General features: G+C 67.1%; 17 protein-coding genes, 1 tRNA gene and 1 pseudogene. 13 read left to right on the top strand and 6 right to left on the bottom strand.

From position 1 onward, the window contains the following. Positions 1 to 60: 60 nt before the first annotated feature. The gene (locus tag AB0L71_RS01270) at positions 61 to 885 is read left to right on the top strand and encodes a DUF4184 family protein (RefSeq protein WP_365236531.1); all 825 of its coding nucleotides are present in this window, start codon (positions 61 to 63) and stop codon (positions 883 to 885) included. Between the two features lie 61 nt (positions 886 to 946). On the opposite strand, the gene polA is transcribed toward AB0L71_RS01270, so the two are convergent. Further along, on the bottom strand, positions 947 to 3658 hold the full coding sequence (gene polA, locus AB0L71_RS01265; protein WP_365236529.1) for a DNA polymerase I: 2712 nt from the start codon (positions 3656 to 3658) through the stop codon (positions 947 to 949). A gap of 156 nt (positions 3659 to 3814) precedes the next feature. On the opposite strand from polA, the gene AB0L71_RS01260 reads away from it, so the two are divergent. The 7 genes from AB0L71_RS01260 to AB0L71_RS01230 all read left to right on the top strand — a co-directional run bounded on the left by AB0L71_RS01260 (position 3815) and on the right by AB0L71_RS01230 (position 13160). Further along, positions 3815 to 6136, top strand: a complete 2322-nt coding sequence (locus AB0L71_RS01260; protein ID WP_365236527.1) for an FdhF/YdeP family oxidoreductase — start codon at positions 3815 to 3817, stop codon at positions 6134 to 6136. A gap of 81 nt (positions 6137 to 6217) precedes the next feature. Then, positions 6218 to 6688, top strand: coding sequence for a hotdog fold thioesterase (locus AB0L71_RS01255; RefSeq protein WP_365236525.1), 471 nt, complete (start codon positions 6218 to 6220; stop codon positions 6686 to 6688). A gap of 669 nt (positions 6689 to 7357) precedes the next feature. After that, entirely contained in the window at positions 7358 to 8566 is a 1209-nt protein-coding gene (locus tag AB0L71_RS01250) for a branched-chain amino acid ABC transporter substrate-binding protein (RefSeq protein WP_365236779.1), read from the top strand. Positions 8567 to 8669: 103 nt separating this feature from the next. Beyond that, a complete protein-coding gene (locus AB0L71_RS01245) occupies positions 8670 to 9599 on the top strand; it encodes a branched-chain amino acid ABC transporter permease (RefSeq protein WP_365236523.1) in 930 nt (309 codons plus the stop codon). Positions 9600 to 9604: 5 nt separating this feature from the next. Then, complete coding sequence (locus AB0L71_RS01240) at positions 9605 to 11467, top strand: branched-chain amino acid ABC transporter permease (protein WP_365236521.1); 1863 nt, start codon at positions 9605 to 9607, stop codon at positions 11465 to 11467. A gap of 5 nt (positions 11468 to 11472) precedes the next feature. After that, complete coding sequence (locus tag AB0L71_RS01235; protein ID WP_365236777.1) at positions 11473 to 12447, top strand: ABC transporter ATP-binding protein; 975 nt, start codon at positions 11473 to 11475, stop codon at positions 12445 to 12447. Continuing rightward, positions 12444 to 13160 carry an ABC transporter ATP-binding protein gene (locus AB0L71_RS01230; RefSeq protein ID WP_365236519.1) on the top strand — a complete coding sequence of 239 codons (717 nt, stop codon included), beginning with the start codon at positions 12444 to 12446 and terminating at the stop codon, positions 13158 to 13160. Before AB0L71_RS01235 ends, AB0L71_RS01230 begins: the two co-directional genes overlap by 4 nt. Positions 13161 to 13245: 85 nt before the next feature. Here the strand turns inward: AB0L71_RS01230 and AB0L71_RS01225 are convergent, their stop codons facing one another. Beyond that, the gene (locus AB0L71_RS01225; RefSeq protein WP_365236517.1) at positions 13246 to 13905 is read right to left on the bottom strand and encodes a response regulator; all 660 of its coding nucleotides are present in this window, start codon (positions 13903 to 13905) and stop codon (positions 13246 to 13248) included. A 99-nt stretch (positions 13906 to 14004) separates the two neighbouring features. On the opposite strand from AB0L71_RS01225, the gene AB0L71_RS01220 reads away from it, so the two are divergent. Then, positions 14005 to 14087, top strand: a tRNA-Leu gene (locus AB0L71_RS01220). A gap of 82 nt (positions 14088 to 14169) precedes the next feature. Then, a complete protein-coding gene (locus AB0L71_RS01215) occupies positions 14170 to 14958 on the top strand; it encodes a helix-turn-helix domain-containing protein (RefSeq protein WP_365236515.1) in 789 nt (262 codons plus the stop codon). Between the two features lie 8 nt (positions 14959 to 14966). Here AB0L71_RS01215 and pyk read toward each other — a convergent pair whose 3' ends face one another. Then, positions 14967 to 16400 (bottom strand): pyruvate kinase, encoded by a 1434-nt coding sequence (pyk, locus tag AB0L71_RS01210; RefSeq protein WP_365236513.1) that lies wholly within the window; start codon positions 16398 to 16400, stop codon positions 14967 to 14969. Positions 16401 to 16525: 125 nt separating this feature from the next. Further along, positions 16526 to 17224 carry an SIMPL domain-containing protein gene (locus tag AB0L71_RS01205; RefSeq protein WP_365236511.1) on the bottom strand — a complete coding sequence of 233 codons (699 nt, stop codon included), beginning with the start codon at positions 17222 to 17224 and terminating at the stop codon, positions 16526 to 16528. Between the two features lie 197 nt (positions 17225 to 17421). Between AB0L71_RS01205 and AB0L71_RS01200 the strand changes: the two genes are divergently transcribed. After that, positions 17422 to 19221: a 5'-nucleotidase C-terminal domain-containing protein gene (locus tag AB0L71_RS01200; protein WP_365236775.1), complete on the top strand. Its 1800-nt coding sequence runs from the start codon at positions 17422 to 17424 to the stop codon at positions 19219 to 19221. Here AB0L71_RS01200 and AB0L71_RS01195 read toward each other — a convergent pair. Together AB0L71_RS01195 and AB0L71_RS01190 are read right to left on the bottom strand one after the other, a co-directional pair. Then, the gene (locus tag AB0L71_RS01195) at positions 19127 to 19828 is read right to left on the bottom strand and encodes a hypothetical protein (protein ID WP_365236509.1); all 702 of its coding nucleotides are present in this window, start codon (positions 19826 to 19828) and stop codon (positions 19127 to 19129) included. The genes AB0L71_RS01200 and AB0L71_RS01195 overlap by 95 nt on opposite strands. Beyond that, the gene (locus tag AB0L71_RS01190) at positions 19825 to 20280 is read right to left on the bottom strand and encodes a hypothetical protein (protein ID WP_365236507.1); all 456 of its coding nucleotides are present in this window, start codon (positions 20278 to 20280) and stop codon (positions 19825 to 19827) included. The genes AB0L71_RS01195 and AB0L71_RS01190 overlap by 4 nt, the downstream gene beginning before the upstream one ends. 266 nt (positions 20281 to 20546) lie before the next feature. Between AB0L71_RS01190 and AB0L71_RS01185 the strand changes: the two genes are divergently transcribed. Both AB0L71_RS01185 and AB0L71_RS01180 read left to right on the top strand, forming a co-directional pair. Then, positions 20547 to 20975 (top strand): hypothetical protein, encoded by a 429-nt coding sequence (locus AB0L71_RS01185; RefSeq protein ID WP_365236505.1) that lies wholly within the window; start codon positions 20547 to 20549, stop codon positions 20973 to 20975. 97 nt (positions 20976 to 21072) lie between these two features. Continuing rightward, positions 21073 to 21378 (top strand): annotated as a pseudogene (locus tag AB0L71_RS01180) (GNAT family protein); the annotation flags it as partial. Positions 21379 to 21520: the final 142 nt, after the last annotated feature.

The following is a 21520-nucleotide window of genomic DNA, read 5'->3' as shown; positions in this document are numbered from 1 at the left end:
CGTTCTGGACGCCAAGTTGTACGTCGCGTGTCAGCCGGGGGTTCACACATACTTGCCGCCATGCCGTTCACACTCAGTCATGCCGCGGCCGTGCTCCCCGCGATGCGGCGGAACGGGACAGCGCGTGGCCCCCTGTTCGCCTCCGCTCTCGTCGCAAGTTCGTTCGCCCCCGACCTGACGTACTACGCGGACACCGCGATCCCGGGCGCCATGGAGTTCGGGCAGGTCACCCACTCGTTGTGGGGCGTGGTGACGGTCGATGTGCTGATCACGGCGGCGGCGGTGGGACTGTGGGTGCTGCTGCGCGAGCCGTTGGTGGCGCTGCTGCCGAAGACCTGGCAGGGGCGGGTGCACGCGTGCGTGCGGGGGCGGCGGAGCGTGCAAAGGGTCCGGGACGGTGGGTGGTTCGCCCTGTCGGCGGCCGTCGGAGCCGCCACCCATGTGGTGTGGGACGCCTTCACCCATCACGACCGGTGGGGCGTACGGCTGGTGCCGGTGCTCGGCGGGAGCGTCGCGCATGTTCCCGTGTTCCAGTGGGTGCAGTACGGCAGTTCGGCGGTGGCTCTGGCCGTGCTCGCCCGGTTCGCCGTATCGGGGCTGCGACGGGCCGGGGTGCGCCCCGTCCCGCCCTCCGTGCCGGTGCTGGGCCGTCGGGCCCGGTGGTCGGCGGTGGCGGTGCTGGGTCTCTGTGTCCTGCTGGGCGTGGCACACCGGTGCGCGCGCTGGTATGCGTACTTCGGGCACGTCGACACCCCGCTGGACATCATCCCGACCGCCTGTTTCGGCGCCGGGGCGGGACTCGCGGCGGGGCTGGTGCTCTACGGGGTGTGGATGCGGCTGCGGCGGCCGCCCGCGTCCGCACCGTCGGCCGCCGGGCGGGCCTGAAGTACTCAGGCCCGCCCGGCCGCCCTGCGGACACCCCGGGGGCACGCCCGAGGGTGCGGCGTCAGTGCGCGGCGGACTCCCAGTCCGTGCCGACACCCACCGAGACGTCCAGCGGGGCACGCAACTGCACGGCCGTGGTCATCTGGTGGCGGACGAGCTCCTCCACCTGCGCCCGCTCGCCCTCGGCGACCTCCAGGACGATTTCGTCATGGACCTGGAGCAGCATCCGGGACTTCAGCCCCGCCTCGGTCAGCGCCCGGTCGACCTGGAGCATGGCCACCTTGACGATGTCCGCGGCCGTGCCCTGGATCGGCGCGTTCAGCGCCATCCGTTCGGCCGTCTCACGGCGCTGGCGGTTGTCGCTGTTGAGGTCGGGGAGATAACGGCGGCGGCCGAAGACCGTCTCCGTGTAACCGGTGGCCCTGGCCTCCTCCACGACACGGCGCAGGTAGTCCCGCACGCCTCCGAAACGCTCGAAGTAGGTGTCCATCAGGCCCCGCGCCTCGCCCGCCTCGATGTTCAGCTGCTGGGAGAGACCGAACGCGGACAGCCCGTACGCCAGGCCGTAGCTCATGGCCTTGATCTTGCGCCGCATCTCCGGGTCGACGGCCGACTTCTCGACGCCGAAGACATGCGAGGCGACCGTCGTGTGCAGGTCCTCGCCGGAGGTGAACGCCTCGATCAGGCCCGCGTCCTCGGAGAGATGGGCCATCACCCGCAGTTCGATCTGGCTGTAGTCGGCCGTCATCAGCGTCTCGAAGCCCTCACCGACGACGAAGCCCCGGCGGATGGCCCGGCCCTCGTCCGTACGGACCGGGATGTTCTGCAGGTTGGGGTCGGTGGAGGAGAGCCGGCCGGTCGCCGCCACCGTCTGGTTGAACGTGGTGTGGATACGGTCGTCCGGCGCGATCGTCTTGATCAGGCCCTCGACCGTGCCCCGCAGCTTCGCCTGCTCGCGGTGGCGCAGCATGATGACCGGCAGCTCGTGCTCGGTCTGCGCGGCGAGCCACGCCAGGGCGTCGGCGTCCGTCGTGTAACCGGTCTTCGTCTTCTTCGTCTTGGGCAGGCCCAGCTCACCGAAGAGGACTTCCTGGAGCTGCTTGGGCGAACCGAGGTTGAACTCGCGGCCGACCGCGGCATGCGCCTCCTTCACCGCCTGCTGCACCGCACCGGCGAACTGCTGCTCCATGGCTTCCAGATGGGCCCGGTCGGCGGCGATGCCGTACCGCTCCAGACGCGCCAGCAGAGCGGACGTCGGCAGCTCCATGTCCTGCAGCAGCTCGGTCGCGCCGACCTCTGCCAGCCGCGTGGTGAACGCCTCGCCCAGGTCCAGGACCGCGCGGGCCTGCACCATCAGGGCCTCGGCCTCGGCCTGCTCGTCCGCGCCGAAGGCCAACTGGCCGTCGGACGCCGCCGCGGGGGCCAGCTCCCGGCCCAGGTACTCCAGGGCCAGCGCGTCCAGCGCGAAGGAACGACGGCCGGGCTTGACCAGATAGGCGGCCAGCGCGGTGTCCATCACCACGCCGTCGACCTGCCAGCCGTGCTCCGGGAAGACCCGCATGGCGCTCTTCGCGTTGTGCATCACCTTCGGCCGCCCGGCGTCGGCGATCCAGCCGGCGAACGCCCGCTCATCGCCCTCGTCGAGCTCCGCCGGGTCGAACCAGGCCGCCGCGCCGCCGGCCGCGGCGAGCGCGATCTCGGTGACCGCGCCACTGCCCAGCGCCCAGGTGTCGACACTGGCGACGCCGAGCCGCTCCCCGCCGTGCTCCGCGAGCCAGGGCGCCAGCTCGCCCGCGCCCAGCACCCGGCCGTCCAGCTCGATGCCCGCGGCGGGCACCGCAGGCTCCTCCTCGGCCGCGCCCGGGTCGACGGCCAGCAACCGCTCGCGCAGGTTCGGGTTCCGGATCTCCAGGACGTCCAGCACACCCTTCACCGCGGTGCGGTCGTACGGCGCACGCTCCAGGTCCCGCGGCGTCTTCGGGAGCTCCACATCACGGACCATCTCGGTCAGCCTGCGATTCAGCCGCACCGCGTCCAGGTGATCGCGGAAATTCTGCCCGGCCTTGCCCTTGACCTCCTCGGCGCGCTCCACCAGCTCGTCGAACGAACCGAACTGGTTGATCCACTTCGCGGCGGTCTTCTCCCCCACCCCGGGAATGCCCGGAAGGTTGTCCGACGGGTCACCGCGCAGCGCCGCGAAGTCCGGGTACTGCTGCGGCGTGAGCCCGTACTTCTCGACGACCTTCGCCGGCGTGAAACGCGTCAGCTCGGAGACGCCCTTCGTCGGATACAGCACCGTGACGTTGTCCGTGATCAGCTGGAACGAATCCCGGTCACCCGTGACGATCAGCACCTCGAAACCGGCCGCCTCCGCCTGCGTGGCCAGCGTCGCGATCACGTCGTCCGCCTCGAAGCCGTCCACCGCGAAGCGGTCGGCACGCATCGCGTCGAGCAGCTCCCCGATCAGCTCGACCTGCCCCCTGAACTCGTCCGGGGTCTTCGACCGGTTCGCCTTGTACTCCGGGAACTCCTCGGCACGCCAGGTCTTGCGCGAGACGTCGAACGCCACCGCGAAATGCGTCGGCGCCTCGTCACGCAACGTGTTCGCCAGCATCGACGCGAAGCCGTACACCGCGTTGGTCGGCTGCCCCGCCCCCGTCGTGAAATTCTCCGCAGGCAGCGCAAAGAACGCCCGGTACGCCAGGGAGTGCCCGTCCATCAGGAGCAGGCGCGGTCGGTTGTCTGCCGTCTTCTTCGATGCTGTCTCAGCCACGCCCCCGATCCTGCCACGGACCACTGACAAACCCGACCCGGCACCGCTCGCCGGACGTCCGGCGAGGCCGCGTGACAGGATCGGGAGGAACACGTACCGCCTCGATGCGTGCGGCGCACCGCACAGATCCGCAGCCGGCTCGAAGAGGAGCGCACCATGGCAACGAAGCCGCCCACCGGCGACCCGGTCCAGGACGCACCGCGCGTCGCACCGCCGCAGCACGCCGCCGCCGGGCTCCCGGCCGTCGCACACAGCCTGCACATCGCCCAGCAGCAGATGGGCGTGCGGCGCACCGCACAGACCCTCCTCAAGGTCAACCAGAAGGACGGCTTCGACTGCCCCGGCTGCGCCTGGCCCGAGGGCGACGAACGCCACACCGCGGAATTCTGCGAGAACGGCGCCAAGGCCGTCGCCGAGGAGGCGACGCTGCGCCGCGTCACCCCCGCGTTCTTCGCCGCGCACCCGCTCGCCGACCTCGCCTCGCGCAGCGGGTACTGGCTCGGGCAGCAGGGCCGCATCACCCAGCCCATGTACCTCCCCGAGGGCGCCGACCGCTACGAGGCGGTGACCTGGGAACGGGCCTTCGGCATCATCGCCGAGGAACTGCGCGCGCTCACCTCGCCCGACGAGGCGCTCTTCTACACCTCGGGACGCACCAGCAACGAGGCGGCGTTCCTGCTCCAGCTCTTCGCCCGCGAATTCGGCACGAACAACCTGCCCGACTGCTCCAACATGTGCCACGAGTCGTCCGGCTCGGCACTGACCGAGACCATCGGCATCGGAAAGGGCAGCGTCTCGCTGGAGGACCTCCACCAGGCGGACCTGATCATCGTCGCCGGACAGAACCCCGGCACGAACCATCCCCGGATGCTGTCCGCCCTGGAGAAGGCCAAGTCCGCCGGCGCAAAGATCATCTCGGTGAATCCGCTGCCCGAGGCCGGCCTGGAACGGTTCAAGAACCCGCAGACCCCGAAGGGCATGATCAGGGGCGCCGCGCTCAACGACCTCTTCCTGCAGATCCGCATCGGCGGCGACCAGGCACTCTTCCGCCTCCTCAACAAACTGATCATCCAGACCGAGGGCGCCGTCGACGAAGCCTTCGTCCACGACCACACCCATGGCTACGACGAGTTCGCCGCCGCGGCCCGCGAGGCGGACTGGGAACAGACCCTCGCCGCCACCGGCCTCGACCGCCACGCCATCGAGAAAGCCCTCGCGATGGTCCTCGCCTCGAAGCGCACCATCGTGTGCTGGGCGATGGGCCTCACCCAGCACAAGCACTCCGTGCCCACCATCCGCGAAGTCGTCAACTTCCTCCTCCTGCGCGGCAACATCGGCCGCCCCGGCGCCGGAGTCTGCCCCGTGCGCGGCCACTCCAACGTCCAGGGCGACCGCACCATGGGCATCTTCGAACGGCCCCCGGCCGCATTCCTCGACGCCCTCGACAAAGAATTCGAGATCACCTCACCGCGCCACCACGGCTACGACGTCGTCCGCTCCATCCGGGCCCTGCGCGACGGCGACGCCAAGGTCTTCTTCGCCATGGGCGGCAACTTCGTCGCCGCGACCCCCGACACGGACGTCACCGAAGCCGCCATACGCCGCGCCCGCCTCACCGTCCACGTCTCCACCAAGCTCAACCGCTCCCACACCGTGACCGGCACCCGGGCACTGATCCTCCCGACACTGGGCCGCACCGACAAGGACGTCCAGGCGAGCGGCAGGCAGTTCGTCACCGTCGAGGACTCCATGAGCATGGTCCACGCCTCACGCGGCAACCTCACCCCGGCAAGCCCCCGCCTGCTCTCCGAGCCCGCCATCGTCGCCCGCCTCGCCCGCGCCGTCCTCGGCCCCGACTCGCACACCCCCTGGGAGGAGTTCGAGAACGACTACGCGACGATCCGCGACCGCATCGCACGCGTCGTCCCCGGATTCGAGGACTTCAACGCCCGCATCGCACACCCCGGCGGCTTCACCCTCCCGCACGCCCCCCGCGACGAACGCCGCTTCCCCACCGCGACCGGCAGGGCCAACTTCACCGCCGCCCCTGTCGAACACCCCGAACTCCCCGAAGGCCGGCTGCTCCTGCAGACCCTGCGCTCCCACGACCAGTACAACACCACGATCTACGGACTCGACGACCGCTACCGCGGCATCAAGGGCGGCCGCCGCGTCGTCCTGGTCAACCCCGACGACGCCCACGCCCTCGACCTGCCCGACGGCGCCCACACCGACCTCGTCAGCGAATGGAAGGACGGCATCGAACGCCGCGCCCCCGGCTTCCGCGTCGTCCACTACCCGACCGCCCGCGGCTGCGCCGCCGCCTACTACCCCGAGACCAACGTGCTGGTCCCGCTCGACTCCACCGCCGACACCAGCAACACCCCCGCCAGCAAGTCCGTCGTCGTGCGCTTCGAGAACACCGTCCGGCAGAACGCCCCGGAACAGGCCGGTCGATCCACCCCCGCACCCCACTAAGCGTCCGCTCAGTCGTCTGATAAGAACGGTGTACACGACATAAACAACCACGAACACCGCAGACGATCGGAGCACGACCCCATGGGCGAGCACACCGCACCCACGTTCCCCCAGGAGATCATCGACGAGTACGCCGCACTCGGCGTCGACCTGCCCGCCCTCTTCTCCGCCGGCCACCTCGGCGAACGCATGGGCGTCACCATCGTCGAAGCCTCCGCGGACCGCGTCGTCGGCACCATGCCCGTCGAAGGCAACACCCAGCCCTACGGACTCCTCCACGGCGGAGCCTCGGCCGTCCTCGCCGAGACCCTCGGCTCGATCGGCTCCATGCTCCACGGCGGCGCCCACAAGCTCGCCGTCGGCGTCGACCTGAACTGCACCCACCACCGAGGAGTCCGCAGCGGACTCGTCACCGGCGTCGCCACCCCCGTACACCGCGGCCGCTCCACCGCCACCTACGAGATCGTCATCACCGACGAACACGACAAGCGGGTGTGCACCGCCCGCCTGACCTGCATGCTCCGCGACGCACCGCAGACAAACGCCGCCTGACCGGCCCGAACACACCACACACACCCTGCCCGGCCGGACCACGTTCCGGCCGGGCAGCGCCATTCCCACCCACAACCACCCTCACCACACCCACCGTTGAAGAAGATGTCCGGCCAACACCCTTGACCACAGGGTCCGTTGTATGGCCAACTCGGCACCGGACATGTGCGGCACACACCTCGCGAACACCACGCCGCGTCGATCACGTATCCCCGAACGCAACGCTGCGTAACGCACACGCCCTACACACACGGCTCCGCACGCCCCCTTCGATCCGGCCCCGCGGACACCAGGCACCCCGTCACATCCCAGGCGCCCCTCCCGCCTCCCCCCACACGCGACAGCAGCAAGATCGCCTCAAGCCCCTTAGCAGAGCTGCGCGTTCTCACCATGTGGTCACCGCAGGACCCGTTCACGGAGCGGCAAAAAAGCCGTACATGTCAGCACAGCCACCTCAAGCCTTGCTCAAAGGCATAACAAGAAAGTCACATCCTGCAAAGGACCATCCCCCACCCCCGCACCTGCGCCTAGAGTCACCGCCAGTCACCGCGCCGCCGGGCGCGTCTGCAAGCACGGCCCTGTACCAACCAGTACGGCCCGGCGAACGACACGGCACCTCGAGCGAGGAGGCCGCGCCAGGGAAAGGACCAATTCGTGCGACACCGTTCATTGCTCATCCTCACCACAGTGCTCACCACAGGAGCACTGACGCTCACCGCCTGCGGGTCGCGCGACGACGACAACACCAGCAGCGGCGGCGACACCCAGACCGTCGTCATCGGCCTCGACGCACCCATCACCGGCGACCTGTCCGCCCTCGGCCTCGGCATGAAGAACTCCGCCGAACTCGCCGTCAAGACGGCGAACAAGGAAAAGACCGTCCCCGGCATCAAGTTCGAATTCAAGGCCCTCGACGACCAGGCCCAGCCCTCCGTCGGACAGCAGAACGCCCAGAAGTTCATCGACGACAAAACCGTCCTCGGCGTCGTCGGCCCGCTGAACTCCGGCGTCTCCCAGTCGATGCAGAAGCCGCTCAACGACGCCAGCCTCACCCAGATCTCCCCCGCCAACACCGGCACCGAACTCACCCAGGGCGAGAACTGGAAGACCGGCGACAAGAAGCGCCCCTACAAGACCTACTTCCGCACCGCCACCACGGACCAGATCCAGGGCGCCTTCGCCGCGAAGTACCTCTTCAACAACGCGAAGATCAAGCAGGTCTACCTCATCGACGACCAGAAGCCCTACGGCGCCGGTCTCGCCGCCTCCTTCAAGGCGACCTTCACCACCCTCGGCGGCAAGATCGTCGGCACCGACCACGTCAACCCCGACGACCGCGACTTCAACGCCGTCGTCACCAAGGTCAAGAAGTCCGGCGCCAAAGCCGTCTACTACGGCGGCGAATACCCCGCCGGCGCACCCCTGAGCCAGCAGCTCAAGGACAGCGTCCAGATCCCCCTCATGGGCGGCGACGGCATGTACAGCGCCGACTTCATCAAGCTCAACAAGAAGGCCCAGGGCGACATCGCCACCTCCGTCGGCAAGCCCGTCGAGGAGCTCGACTCCGCCAAGAAGTTCATCGCGGACTACAAGACCGCCGGATACAAGGACGCCTACGAGGCCTACGGCGGCGGCACCTACGACGCCACCTGGGCCATCATCGAAGCCGTCAAGATCGCCGTCACCGAGAACGACGGCAAGCTCCCCGACGACGCCCGCGCCAAGGTCCTCGAAGCCATGAACAAGGTCAACTTCTCCGGCGTCACCGGCCCCGTCTCCTTCGACGAATTCGGCGACACCACCAACACCATGATGACCGCCTACCAGGTCGACGGCGGCAAGTGGACGTCCAAGCTCAGCGAGGCCTACAAGCCCTGACCCCGGCTGCCCACCCGGGCACCCACCGACACCAAACCGCGCGGGGGCGCCACCAGCGCTCCCGCGCGGTGCCATATCCGAACCACTCCACGGAGGCCCTGCGGTGAACGAACTGCCGCAACAGCTGGCCAATGGACTCATCCTCGGCGCGATGTACGGACTCATCGCGATCGGCTACACGATGGTCTACGGAATCATCCAGCTCATCAACTTCGCCCACGGCGAGATCTTCATGATCGGAGGCTTCGGAGCTCTCACCGTGTACCTCTGGATGCCGGCCGGCGTCTCCCTCCTCGCCATCATCCCCCTCATGATCATCGGCGGCGTCATCTGCTCCGTCTCCATCAGCGCAGCCGCCGAACGCTTCGCCTACCGCCCCCTGCGCAACGCCCCCCGCCTCGCCCCACTCATCACCGCGATCGGACTCTCCCTCGCCCTCCAGCAAGCCATCTGGAAGTGGTACCCCGACGCCAAGAAGGACCGCCCCTTCCCCCAGTTCAAGGGCGAAGCATTCGACATCCTCGGCGCCCACATCCAACGCGGTGACCTCTTCGTCCTCATCACCGCACCCGTCTGCATGCTCGCCCTCGGCCTCTTCGTCTCCAAGACCCGCTCCGGCCGCGGCATGCAAGCCACCAGCCAAGACCCCGACACCGCAAAGCTCATGGGCATCAACACCGACCGCATCATCGTCATGGCCTTCGCCATCGGCGCCGCGTTCGCCGCCGTCGCCGCCGTCGCCTACGGACTCAAAAACGGCCAGATCGGCTTCAAAATGGGCTTCATCATGGGCCTCAAAGCCTTCACCGCAGCCGTACTCGGCGGCATCGGCAACATCTACGGCGCCATGCTCGGCGGCGTCGTCCTCGGCATCGCCGAATCCCTCGCCACCGGCTACATGAGCAACGTCCCCGGCATGGAACTCTTCGGCGGCGGCGCCTGGAAGGACGTATGGGCCTTCGTCCTCCTCATCATCGTCCTCCTGCTGCGCCCCCAGGGCCTGCTCGGCGAACGCGTCGCGGATCGGGCGTGATACCCATGACCACCAACGACACCACCGAAATCACACCGGTCCTCCCCCTGCCCCAGGCCGCAGCGCGAACGACCACCGTCATCGGCGCCGCACTCACCATCGCCTCCACATTCCTCCCGTGGACCTGGACCTCCGAATTCCCCGGCGATCTCACCGTCGCCGGCTACCCGGGCGGACTCCAAGTCCTCACCCTCATCAGCGGAATCATCACCCTGATCTTCGCCACCGCCGGCTACGGCATCCGAGGCACCGGCTGGCTGAACCCCCTGGGCAGCAACAACGCCACCTTCTTCCTGGCCCTCGGCACACTGGCCACCACCTGGTACACCGCCATCGCCATCGCAGTGGACCTCGGCGGCCTCGCCAACCTGGAACCCGGCGGATACATCGCCGCAGCAGCCACCCTCATCACCGTACTCGGCGCACTCGGCCTGCCCCTGGACCGCAAGACCCGGGCATCCCTCCCCAAGATCCGGCTGAGGCTGCCGCTCCTGATCCTCCTCGCCGTGCTCCTCGGCGTAGGCTCGGCCGCGCTGCTCTTCTGGCTCTACCGCAGCATCAGAATCGGCAAGGTCGACCGCTCCCTGCCTCGCGCCAAAGCGCTCCCCGACTGGGCCGAAATCCTCATCATCGTCGCAGCGTTCGGCATCGGCCTCTATGTCTTCTCCTACGGCATCGACACCGACTACACCGAACTCTTCATCGGCTTCCTCATCACCGCCGGCTTCGCCTTCGCCGCACTGCACCGAGCCGGACTCATCTCCCGCCTCACCGCACTCACCACGAAGCACCGCAACATCACCCTCACCGCCGCCCTCGTCGCCGCCGTCTGCTTCCCCTTCACCCAGCAAAAAGAGGAATACGCCCTCATCGGCGCCAACATCCTCATCTTCGGCACCGTGGCACTCGGCCTCAACGTCGTCGTCGGCCTCGCCGGCCTCCTCGACCTCGGATACGTCGCCTTCCTCGGCGTCGGCGCCTACGCCGCCGCCCTCGTCTCCGGCTCCACCATGTCGGCCATCGGCGTCCAATTCCCCTTCTGGGCCGCCGTCCTCACCGGCGCCGCCGCATCCCTCGTCTTCGGCGTCCTCATCGGCGCCCCGACCCTACGACTGCGCGGCGACTACCTCGCCATCGTCACCCTCGGCTTCGGTGAAATCTTCCGCCTGACCGTCAACAACCTCAACGGCAACAGCGGACCCGACCTCACCAACGGCTCCCAAGGCATCCCCAGCATCCCCGACCTCAACTTCTTCGGATTCGACTTCGGACTCAAACACGACATCCTCGGCGTCACCCTCGGCAGGTCCGCCAACTACTACCTGCTGATGCTCGTCTTCACCGCCGTCGTCGTCCTCGTCTTCCGCCGCTCCGGAGAATCCCGCATCGGCCGCGCCTGGGTCGCCATCCGCGAAGACGAAACCGCCGCCACCGCCATGGGCATCAACGCCTTCCGGCTCAAGCTCATCGCCTTCGCCCTCGGCGCCACCCTCGCCGGCCTCGCCGGCACCGTCCAAGCACACGTCAACTACACCGTGACACCCGAGCAGTACCAGTTCGCCGGCTCCGTACCACCCAACTCCGCCTTCCTCCTCGCCGCCGTCATCCTCGGCGGCATGGGAACCCTCAGCGGACCCCTCGTCGGCGCCGCACTGCTCTACCTCATCCCGGCCAAACTCCAATTCATGCAGGACTACCAGCTCTTCCTCTTCGGCATCGCACTCATCCTCCTGATGCGCCTGCGCCCCGAAGGCCTGGTCGCCGACCGCAGGAAACAGCTCGAATTCCACGAGAGCGACGAGCTCGACGTACCAGAACCACGGCAGTCCGAAGAAACCGACGCCGGCATCGCCAAGGCGGGGGCGTGACGACCATGACCACCACCACACAAACCGCCACCACCGTCCTCGACGCAAGTGGCGTCACCATGCGCTTCGGCGGCCTCACCGCCGTACGCAACGTCGACCTCACCGTCAACACAGGCGAAATCGTCGGCCTCATCGGCCCCAACGGCGCCGGCAAGACCACCTTCTTCAACTGCCTCACCGGCCTCTACGTCCCCACCGAAGGCAAGGTCAGCTACAAAGGCACCGTCCTGCCCCCCAAGCCCCACCTCGTCACCCAGGCAGGCATCGCCCGCACCTTCCAGAACATCCGGCTCTTCGCCAACATGACCGTCCTGGAAAACGTCCTCGTCGGCCGCCACACCAGAACCAAAGAAGGCCTCTGGTCCGCCCTCCTGCGCCTCCCCGGCTTCACCAAAGCCGAAAACGCAAGCCGCGAACGCGCCATGGAACTCCTGGAGTTCATCGGCCTCCAGGACAAGGCCGACCACCTCGCGCGCAACCTCCCCTACGGAGACCAGCGCAAACTGGAGATCGCCCGCGCACTCGCCAGCGACCCCGGACTCCTGCTCCTCGACGAGCCCACCGCCGGCATGAACCCCCAGGAAACCCGCGTCACCGAAGAACTCATCTTCGCCATCCGCGACCAGGGCATCGCCGTCCTCGTCATCGAGCACGACATGCGGTTCATCTTCAACCTCTGCGACCGCGTCGCCGTCCTCGTCCAAGGCGAAAAACTCGTCGAAGGCACCTCCGACATCGTCCAGAGCGACGAACGCGTCATCGCCGCCTACCTCGGCACCCCCTTCGAAGGCGCCCCCGGCGCCGAAGAAGTCGCCGAAGTCGAAGCCGCCGAAGCCCATGCCGAGGCCGACGCCCAAGCCGAAGCCGAAGCCGAAGCCAGCGAGACGGCCGACGCCGCGGACACGGCCGACACGACGGACACAGCCAGCACCACCAGCACCACCAGCACCACCAGCACCAAGGAGGAGGACGCCCGATGACCGCACTACTCGAGGTCAAGGACCTCCGCGTCGCCTACGGCAAGATCGAAGCCGTCAAAGGCATCTCCTTCACCGTCGAAGCCGGCCAAGTCGTCACCCTCATCGGCACCAACGGCGCAGGCAAAACCACCACCCTGCGCACCCTCTCCGGGCTCCTCAAGCCCGCCGGCGGCAGCATCACCTTCGACGGCCAACCACTCGGCACCCTCCCCGCCCACAAGATCGTCTCCCTGGGCCTCGCCCACTCCCCCGAGGGACGCCACATCTTCCCCCGGCTGACGATCACCGAAAACCTCCAACTCGGCGCCTACCTCCGCAACGACAAAGCAGGCATCGAAAAGGACATCCAACGCGCCTACGACCTCTTCCCCATCCTCGGGGAACGCCGCAAACAGGCCGCAGGAACCCTCTCGGGCGGCGAACAACAAATGCTCGCCATGGGCCGCGCCCTCATGTGCCAGCCCAAGCTCCTCATGCTGGACGAACCCTCCATGGGCCTCTCCCCGATCATGATGCAGAAGATCATGGAGACCATCGTCGAACTCAGGGCCCAGGGCACCACCATCCTGCTCGTCGAACAGAACGCCCAGGCCGCGCTCTCCCTCGCGGACCACGGCCACGTCATGGAAGTCGGCAAGATCGTCCTCTCCGGCACCGGAGCAGACCTCCTCCACGACGAATCCGTCCGCAAGGCCTACCTCGGCGAAGACTGACCCGCACCACCACACGGATGAGGCCTGTCCCCCGGACAACCGGGGCACAGGCCTCATCCACACGACCAGGAACGACCAGGAACGACTACTCGCCCTCCTTCGCCGCCCTCTTCTTCTCCTCAGCGTCCTCGATCAACGCCTCAGCAAGCTGCTGCATCGACAACCGACGATCCATCGACGTCTTCTGAATCCACCGAAACGCAGCCGGCTCCGACAACCCGTAATCCGTCTGCAGAATGCTCTTCGCCCGATCCACCAGCTTCCGCGTCTCCAGCCGCTGCGCAAGGTCCGCAACCTCGGCCTCCAACGCCTTCAGCTCCGCGAACCGCGACACCGCCATCTCGATCGCCGGCACCACATCGCTCTTGCTGAACGGCTTCACCAGATACGCCATCGCCCCGGCATCCCGCGCCCGCTCGACAAGATCACGCTGCGAGAAAGCGGTCAGCATCAGAACAGGCGCAATGGACTCCTCAGCGATCTTCTCCGCGGCAGAGATCCCATCGAGAACCGGCATCTTCACATCGAGGATGACCAGATCCGGCCGGTGCTCCCGGGCCAGCTCGACAGCCCTCTGACCGTCCCCGGCCTCACCGACGACCGCGTAGCCCTCTTCCTCCAGCATCTCTTTGAGGTCGAGACGGATGAGCGCCTCGTCCTCGGCGATGACGACGCGGGTCGTCAGCGGCGGAACGTGCGACTTGTCGTCGTCGGCGGTGGGCTTGGGTGGCTCGGGGGTTGTCACGGGGCTCCTCGTTACGGGCCGGGCAGATGCTGCTGCTCATGCAGCCTACCTAGCTGCGGGAACCCGCGGGGACCCGGTAGACTCCGACCGGGTTGGCCAGCCGGGTTGGCGGAATGGCAGACGCTGATGTCTCAAACACATCTGTCCGAAAGGACGTGCGGGTTCGACTCCCGCACCCGGCACATCCTGAAGTGGATGTTCACCTTCTCGTGAACATCCACTTTTTGCTACTCATGGCCACCTGTCGTCGCTGAGAGTGGTGCCGTGAACTTTCACGGCATAGAGGTACGCCAGAAGGCGCTCACCCTCCTCAGGTCCGGCGCAAAAGGTGCAGATGTCGCCCGCCAGCTGAACGTGCCTCGCGGCACCGTCTCGTACTGGCTCCACGTAGACCGCTCCAGACGAGGTGATTGTCCGGGGTCACACACCCCGTCGTGCAATCGATGTGATGGCGCCGATCTGAACGAGTCCGCCTACGCCTACCTTCTGGGCCTCTACCTGGGCGACGGCCACATAAGCCGGCACACACAGCACCGAGTGCCGAATCTCGTGATCACTCTCGACGACTCCTGGCCCGGCATTCAGGACGAAGCCGAGGCGGCCATGCGCAAAGTGTTCCCGGACAATGCCACAAGTCGGGTTCGAAAGACCGGGTGCCACAACATCAAGGTCTACTCGAAGCATCTGCCCTGCCTCTTCCCTCAGCACGGCCCCGGGAAGAAGCACGAACGGCTGATCACGCTGGAGGCCTGGCAACAGGAAATCGTTGGTTCGAACCCCTGGGACTTCATCCGTGGGCTCATCCACTCCGATGGCTGCCGCATCACCAACTGGACCACGAAGCTCATCGGCGGCGAACGGAAGCGCTACGAGTATCCCCGTTACTTCTTCGCCAACAAGTCGGACGACATCCGCAAGCTGTTCAGCGACACACTCACCGCTGTCGGGGTCGAGTGGACAACTCTCGCGCGCGGCAGCGATCCGTTCAACATCTCCGTCGCCCGACGGGCGTCCGTCGCGCTGATGGACGCCCACGTCGGGCCGAAGTACTGACAGCCGGGCTACTTCAGGCCGTCACTCTCGCCGATGCGGTGCACCCGGACCAGGTTCGTCGAGCCCGGGACTCCCGGCGGGGAACCGGCCGTGATGACCACGACGTCGCCCTCCTTGCACCGGCCGATCTTCAGCAGTTCCTCGTCGACCTGGGCCACCATCGCGTCCGTCGAATCGACGTGCGGGCCGAGGAAGGTCTCCACGCCCCACGTCAGGCTCAGCTGGGAGCGGGTGGCCGGCTCCGGGGTGAAGGCCAGGAGCGGGATGGGTGAGCGGTAGCGGGAGAGGCGCCTGACCGTGTCGCCGCTCTGGGTGAAGGCGACCAGGAACCTGGCGCCCAGGAAGTCGCCCATCTCGGCTGCCGCACGGGCCACCGCGCCGCCCTGGGTGCGGGGTTTGTTGCGTTCGGTGAGGGGCGGGAGGCCCTTGGCGAGGATGTCCGTCTCGGCGGCTTCGACGATGCGGGACATGGTGCGGACCGTCTCGACGGGGTACTTGCCCACGCTGGTCTCGCCGGAGAGCATGACCGCGTCCGTGCCGTCGATGACCGCGTTGGCGACGTCGGAGGCCTCGGCGCGGGTGGGGCGGGAGTTGTCGATCATCGAGTCGAGCATCTGGGTGGCGACGATGACCGGTTTGGCGTTGCGTTTGGCGAGTTTGATCGCGCGCTTCTGCACCATCGGCACTTGTTCGAGGGGCATTTCGACGCCGAGGTCGCCGCGGGCGACCATGATGCCGTCGAAGGCGGCGACGATGCCGTCGATGTTGTCGACGGCCTGGGGTTTCTCGATCTTGGCGATGACGGGGAGGCGGCGGTCCTCCTCGTCCATGATGCGGTGGACGTCCTCGATGTCGCGTCCGCTGCGTACGAAGGAGAGGGCGATGACGTCGGCGCCGGTGCGCAGGGCCCAGCGGAGGTCTTCGATGTCCTTTTCGGAGAGTGCGGGGACGGAGACGGCGACGCCGGGGAGGTTGAGGCCTTTGTGGTCGGAGACCATGCCGCCTTCGATGACGGTGGTGTGGACGCGGGGGCCGTCGACTTCGGTGACTTCGAGGGTGACGCGGCCGTCGTCGACGAGGATGCGTTCGCCGGTGGTGACGTCGGTGGCGAGTCCGTTGTAGGTGGTGCCGCAGATGTGGCGGTCGCCTTCTTCGGGTTCGACGGTGATGGTGAAGTGGTCGCCGCGTTCGAGGAGTACGGGGCCTTCGCGGAATCGGCCGAGGCGGATCTTCGGGCCTTGTAGGTCGACGAGGATGCCGACGCTGTGTCCGGTTTCGTCGGAGGCTTTGCGGACGTGGCGGTAGCGTTCTTCGTGTTCGACGTAGGTGCCGTGGCTGAGGTTGAGGCGGGCGATGTCCATTCCGGCTTCGACGAGTGCCTTGATCTGGTCGTATGTGTCGGTTGCGGGGCCCAGGGTGCAGACGATTTTTGCTCGGCGCATGGATCGAGCCTAGACCTTACCTATGGGTAGTCGATTGGTCGTGCGTGACGACCCAACGGCCTTTGGGTGAAGCGTTGTTGATAAGCGTTGAATTGTGCATCGCGGTGCTCGGATGAGCATTCATCTCATAGTTGTGGCGGGGACATGGTGAAGCGGGCATTGACCTGGGCGTAGACGGTCTGGCGTTGCGGTTCGAGGTCGAGGGCCGGGGCGGGTTCGGTCGCGCTTCCGTAGGCTGCGCGGCCCCGGATGCCGCCGGGTGGGGCGGGCATGGCCAGGGGGGCGGTGTTCTCGGCGCCGAGGTCGGCGAGTTCGACGAGGGCGGTGAGGTGGGCGCCGAGGGCGTCGGCGTATTCGCGGGCGCGTTGGACGGCTTCGTGTACGGCTTGGCGGCGGGCGGTTGCGTGGGCGGGTGAGTCGGGGCGCAGGCTCCACCAGGGGCCGTCGACGCGGGTCATGTCGAGGTCGGCGATGCGGGTGGTGAGTTCGCCGAGTGCGGTGAAGTCGTTGAGGACGGCGGTGACGTGGACGCGGCCGTGGTAGGCGCGGATTTTTTCGTCGCGGCCGCGTGGGGTGAGTTCGGGGGTGAGGGAGAGTGCGCCGGTTTCGAGTTTTTCGACTGCTTGGCCGTAGGTGCGGGCGAGTTCGAGGACGTGGTTGTTGCGTCGGGTGAGGTCTTCGAGGGCGGTGCGGCGGTCTTTTCCGCGGGCGGTGACGGTGATGCCGATGCGGGCGGTTTCGGGGTCGACTTCGAGGCGGGCTTCGCCGCGGACGGCGACGCGGGGGTGGTCGGGGGTGCCGTAGGGGGGCGGGGTTTCGGTCATGTGTCCACTTTCGCATCCGGGTGGGAGAACGGGTGGTCATCAGATCGAAACCTGCTGGGGGTGTTGCGGGGGGTGGCTTCTGGGCGATTATCTACGCGCGTTGTGTGCGGTCTGGGCGGGTTGGGCGGTGTCCGATTCGTCCTGGGGCTGGACCGTTTGTGAGCCGAGAGGCATGGATCAGAGATGTGGGAGACGAAATGCCGCTGAACCGTAGGACGTTCCTGGGCACGTCGGCGGCTGCCGGTGCCGGTGCGGCGATCGTGGGCGGTTCTGCCGTTCCGGCTGCTGCCGAGGGGCGGGGCCATGGACGTCCGCCGAAGCGGTACTCGTTCACCGTGATGGGGACGACCGATCTGCATGGGAACGTCTTCAACTGGGACTATTTCACCGATGCGGAGTTCGACGACAAGGCTCACAATGATGTGGGTCTGGCGAAGATCTCCACGCTGGTGGACCAGGTGCGTGAGGAGAAGGGCCGTCAGAACACCCTGCTGATCGATGCGGGTGACACGATCCAGGGCACGCAGTTGTCGTACTACTACGCCAAGATCGATCCGATCACGGCGAAGCGTGGTCCGGTGCATCCGATGGCGCAGGCGATGAACGCGATCGGGTATGACGCCGCGGCACTGGGCAACCACGAGTTCAACTACGGCATTCCGGTGCTGCGGAAGTTCGAGGAGCAGTGCGACTTCCCGCTGCTGGGTGCGAACGCGCTGGATGCGAAGACCTTGCGGCCGGCGTTCGCTCCGTATGTCATCAAGAAGCTGCGCACTCCGCACGGTCCGGATGTGCGGGTCGCGATCCTGGGTCTGACCAATCCGGGTATCGCCATCTGGGACAAGGCGAACGTGAGCGGGAAGATGGTGTTCCCGGGTCTGGAGGAGCAGGCGGCGAAGTTCGTGCCGCGGTTGCGTTCCATGGGTGCGGATGTCGTGATCGTGTCGGCGCACTCGGGGAGCAGTGGTACGTCGTCGTACGGTGATCAGGTCCCGTATGTGGAGAATGCGGCGGGTCTGGTGGCGGAGCAGGTTCCGGGGATCGACGCGATTCTGGTGGGGCATGCGCATCTGGAGATTCCCGAGTATTTCGTGGAGAACAAGGAGACGGGCAAGAAGGTGGTGCTCTCCGAGCCGTTGAAGTGGGGGCAGCGGCTGACGTTGTTCGACTTCGATCTGGTGTGGGAGAAGGGTCGTTGGGTGGTGGAGAAGGCGGGTTCGCGGGTGCTGAACTCCAACACGGTGGGCGAGGATCCGGAGATCACGAAGCTGTTGGCGGATGAGCACGAGAAGGTGGTGGCGTACGTCAACCAGGTCATCGGTACGTCGGCGGCGGAGATGACGACGGCGGAGGCGGCCTGGAAGGACGAGCCGATCATTGATCTGATCAGTGTCGTTCAGGCGGAGACGGTGAAGGCGGCGCTGGCGGGGGGTGCGTACGAGGCGCTTCCGGTGCTGTCGCAGGCGTCGTGTTTCTCGCGTACGGCGCGGATTCCGGCCGGGGAGGTGACGATCAAGGATGCGGCGGGTCTGTATCCGTTCGAGAACACTCTTGAGGCGCGGTTGTTGACGGGTGCGCAGATCAGGGAGTACTTGGAGTTCTCGGCGCGGTATTACGTGCAGACTGCGGCGGGTGCTTCGGTGGATCCGGCGGCGTTGACGAACGCGGGTGGTATTCCGGACTACAACTATGACGCGGTGTGGGGTGTGACGTACGACATCGATATTGCGAAGCCGGTTGGTTCGCGGATCGTGAATCTGTCGTTCGAGGGTGAGCCGATCGATCCGGCGGCGCAGTTCGTGCTGGCGGTGAACAATTACCGGGCGAGTGGTGGGGGTAATTTCCCGCATGTGCCGGGTGCGCAGCAGGTGTGGGCGAATTCGGAGGAGATCCGTAACACGATCATTTCGTGGGTGCAGGCGAAGGGTTCGGTGGATGGTGCGGAGTTCGCTTCGGTGGGTTGGCGTCTGACGCGGGATGGTGTGCCGGTGTTCTAGATGCCACGCCGTTCAGTCGGCCGGGTGGCGTCAAGGGTGTGGTGAGTATGTTGATGCTGATGGTGGCCTTGTATGTGGCCCGGTCGATGGCGGGTCCGCGCGCGTTGTACTTGGGGATCGCGCGTTTGACGATGCGGTCTTTTGTGCGGACTCGCCGTTTCGGCAGGAGCTGGGCCAGTACGTGGCGGCCGATGACTCCGACCAGGTCAGCAACGGTGTCGGTGATGATGCCCGCGGCCAGGACGAGCTGGTCGCGGGCGGCAGGCAGCGCGACGGTGAACCCTGCCCGGTCCGGGTCGGTGCCCGGGAGGCTGTCGGTGGCATCCGTCATCGCGGTCCGCAGCGCCTGGTAGGCCACCAGCAGGGCCCGGACCTCCTGCTCCACCCCGGTGGGGGTGCGGGCGCGCAGGACCCGCCCACACAGGATCGTGGATTTCAACTCTGCGTAGGCTGTCTCGATCTCCTGGCGTTCGTGGTGGGGCCGGATGAGTTCGGCGGCCGGATACTCCGCCGGGTCGGTAAGGGTGGTCAACAGCCGGTAGTGACCGGTGCGTGACCCTTGGGAGGTGACGATGCTGATCTCGGCGTCGATCACCCGGACGGTCAACGTGCCGAGCCGGGCCAGGAACGAGCCGTCACCACAGTTGCCACCGGCGGCAGCCTCCGTGCGGACTTGCGCCGCACCAGCAGATGGGCGCCGGTGGCGGCGAACCGGTTCAGCAGGCCGGCAGCGGCGAAGTTCCGGTCACCCAGCAGCATCCCCGCGCGTAAGTCGTCCGCGAGCCGGCCGGCGTACTCCAGCTCACCGGTAGTGGACGGGCCGAACGCCGCCCCGATCACCGCGCGGGTCCCGCAGGCCACCAGCACTGCCAGCCGGACCTGCGGATATCCCCCAGATCCGTGGTTGCACAGCTGCTTGGCGAAGACCGTGAGGTTTTCCGGGGTGTCCGGCACCGGCAGCAGTGTGCCGTAGACCGCCACTACCAGGAGCCCGCGCCACCGCGTCTGGGCCGCGACCGTGGCCACCGGGTCCCGCACCATGTCGAACAGTGCCTTCAACGGTGCCGCCCCCAGTCGTTGGCGGGTCTGTCGCAACGCGCTGCCGCTCGGGCAACAGCGGAGCTCCCGTGGTGAGGAAGTCTTGGAGTGACAGACCTCTTCTACGGCAGCTCCGCTGTTCCGCCTATCGCCCTTGACGAACGAGCCCCACAGCTAACTGAATGGCGTTGCTTCTAGTCCGGTCCTCCGTTCCGGAACGGGGAGCCGCCGCCCGCCCCGGTGAGCGGCGGCTTCCCCCTTTCATGGCAACCTGTAGAGAGATTCCGATGCCAGATTTCGCGCAGTACGACGGTTACAAATGTGACTTCGACTTCTATGTCGGGCCCGCGCAGCCGGACGCCTTCCGGAGCAGAGAGTTCGGCGACCGCCTGTGGGCGGACGTCTCGCGCATCCTGGGGACATCCTTCGAGGGCGGGACGATCACACCCAACGACTGCGACGGATACAACTACTGGTTCGACAACGACGACCTGAGCGCTGGTCTCTACTCGGGTCCACTGGAATCACAATCCGGAGTGCTGGACCAGGTGCCCGCGATGCTCACCGTGATCTCACGGTCGGAGGACGTCGCGAGTTCGGAGCTGGCGGAACGGATCTACGCCGGGCTGACCGCGTCGGACTACTACCTCGTGGTGGTGTTCGCGCACAACGGCATGCCGATCGCCGCCAACTTCGACATCGGCGACGGCTGGTGAACCCGGCTGGCCGTGACGCCGCCCGTCACTTCGGCCGGACCTGGGTCAGCGCCGTGGCCGCCAACATGATCGCTGCGCCGGCCGGGGTCGACCCACCGAGGCCAAGTACTTGCTGTTCCGGCAGGCGTTCGAGAACTGGGGGGTGGCGCGCGTCGACCTGAAGACGGACGCGCGCAACGGCCGGTCAAGGGCCGCAATCGAAGGGGTGGGCGCGCGCTTCGAGGGCGTGTTGCGGAACTGGTCCCGTTCTTGGGCGCCGGGCGAAGAGGGCCGGCTCCGTGACTCTGCGATCTTCTCCATCACCGCAGCGGAGTGGCCGGATTGCCAGGCAATGCTTGAACAGCGGATCGCACGCGTTGTGGCGCGCAGGCAACCGGGGGCCGGTCTGCCTGCCTCCACCTGAGTCCGATCACCTCGACACGGCCGGTGGCGACGCCGACGTCGGCTTCTCGCTGATGAAAACGACGCCTTGCCGACGTCCATCATGCCGGAATCTCCTCCGGTGGGGCATCGTCGTCACCGTGCGTCGGCATCGTGAAGGCCGC

The organism is Streptomyces sp. NPDC052052 (assembly GCF_040680455.1).
Classification (GTDB): domain Bacteria; phylum Actinomycetota; class Actinomycetes; order Streptomycetales; family Streptomycetaceae; genus Streptomyces.
This window is presented reverse-complemented; position numbering and strand designations above follow the sequence as displayed.

Coding starts and splice junctions, on each gene's coding strand:
- AB0L71_RS01270 (WP_365236531.1), top strand. CDS start 61: ATGCCGTTCACACTCAGTCATGCCGCGGCCGTGCTCCCCGCGATGCGG.
- AB0L71_RS01260 (WP_365236527.1), top strand. CDS start 3,815: ATGGCAACGAAGCCGCCCACCGGCGACCCGGTCCAGGACGCACCGCGC.
- AB0L71_RS01255 (WP_365236525.1), top strand. CDS start 6,218: ATGGGCGAGCACACCGCACCCACGTTCCCCCAGGAGATCATCGACGAG.
- AB0L71_RS01240 (WP_365236521.1), top strand. CDS start 9,605: ATGACCACCAACGACACCACCGAAATCACACCGGTCCTCCCCCTGCCC.
- AB0L71_RS01235 (WP_365236777.1), top strand. CDS start 11,473: ATGACCACCACCACACAAACCGCCACCACCGTCCTCGACGCAAGTGGC.
- AB0L71_RS01230 (WP_365236519.1), top strand. CDS start 12,444: ATGACCGCACTACTCGAGGTCAAGGACCTCCGCGTCGCCTACGGCAAG.
- pyk (WP_365236513.1), bottom strand. CDS start 16,400: ATGCGCCGAGCAAAAATCGTCTGCACCCTGGGCCCCGCAACCGACACA.
- AB0L71_RS01205 (WP_365236511.1), bottom strand. CDS start 17,224: ATGACCGAAACCCCGCCCCCCTACGGCACCCCCGACCACCCCCGCGTC.
- AB0L71_RS01200 (WP_365236775.1), top strand. CDS start 17,422: ATGCCGCTGAACCGTAGGACGTTCCTGGGCACGTCGGCGGCTGCCGGT.
- AB0L71_RS01185 (WP_365236505.1), top strand. CDS start 20,547: ATGCCAGATTTCGCGCAGTACGACGGTTACAAATGTGACTTCGACTTC.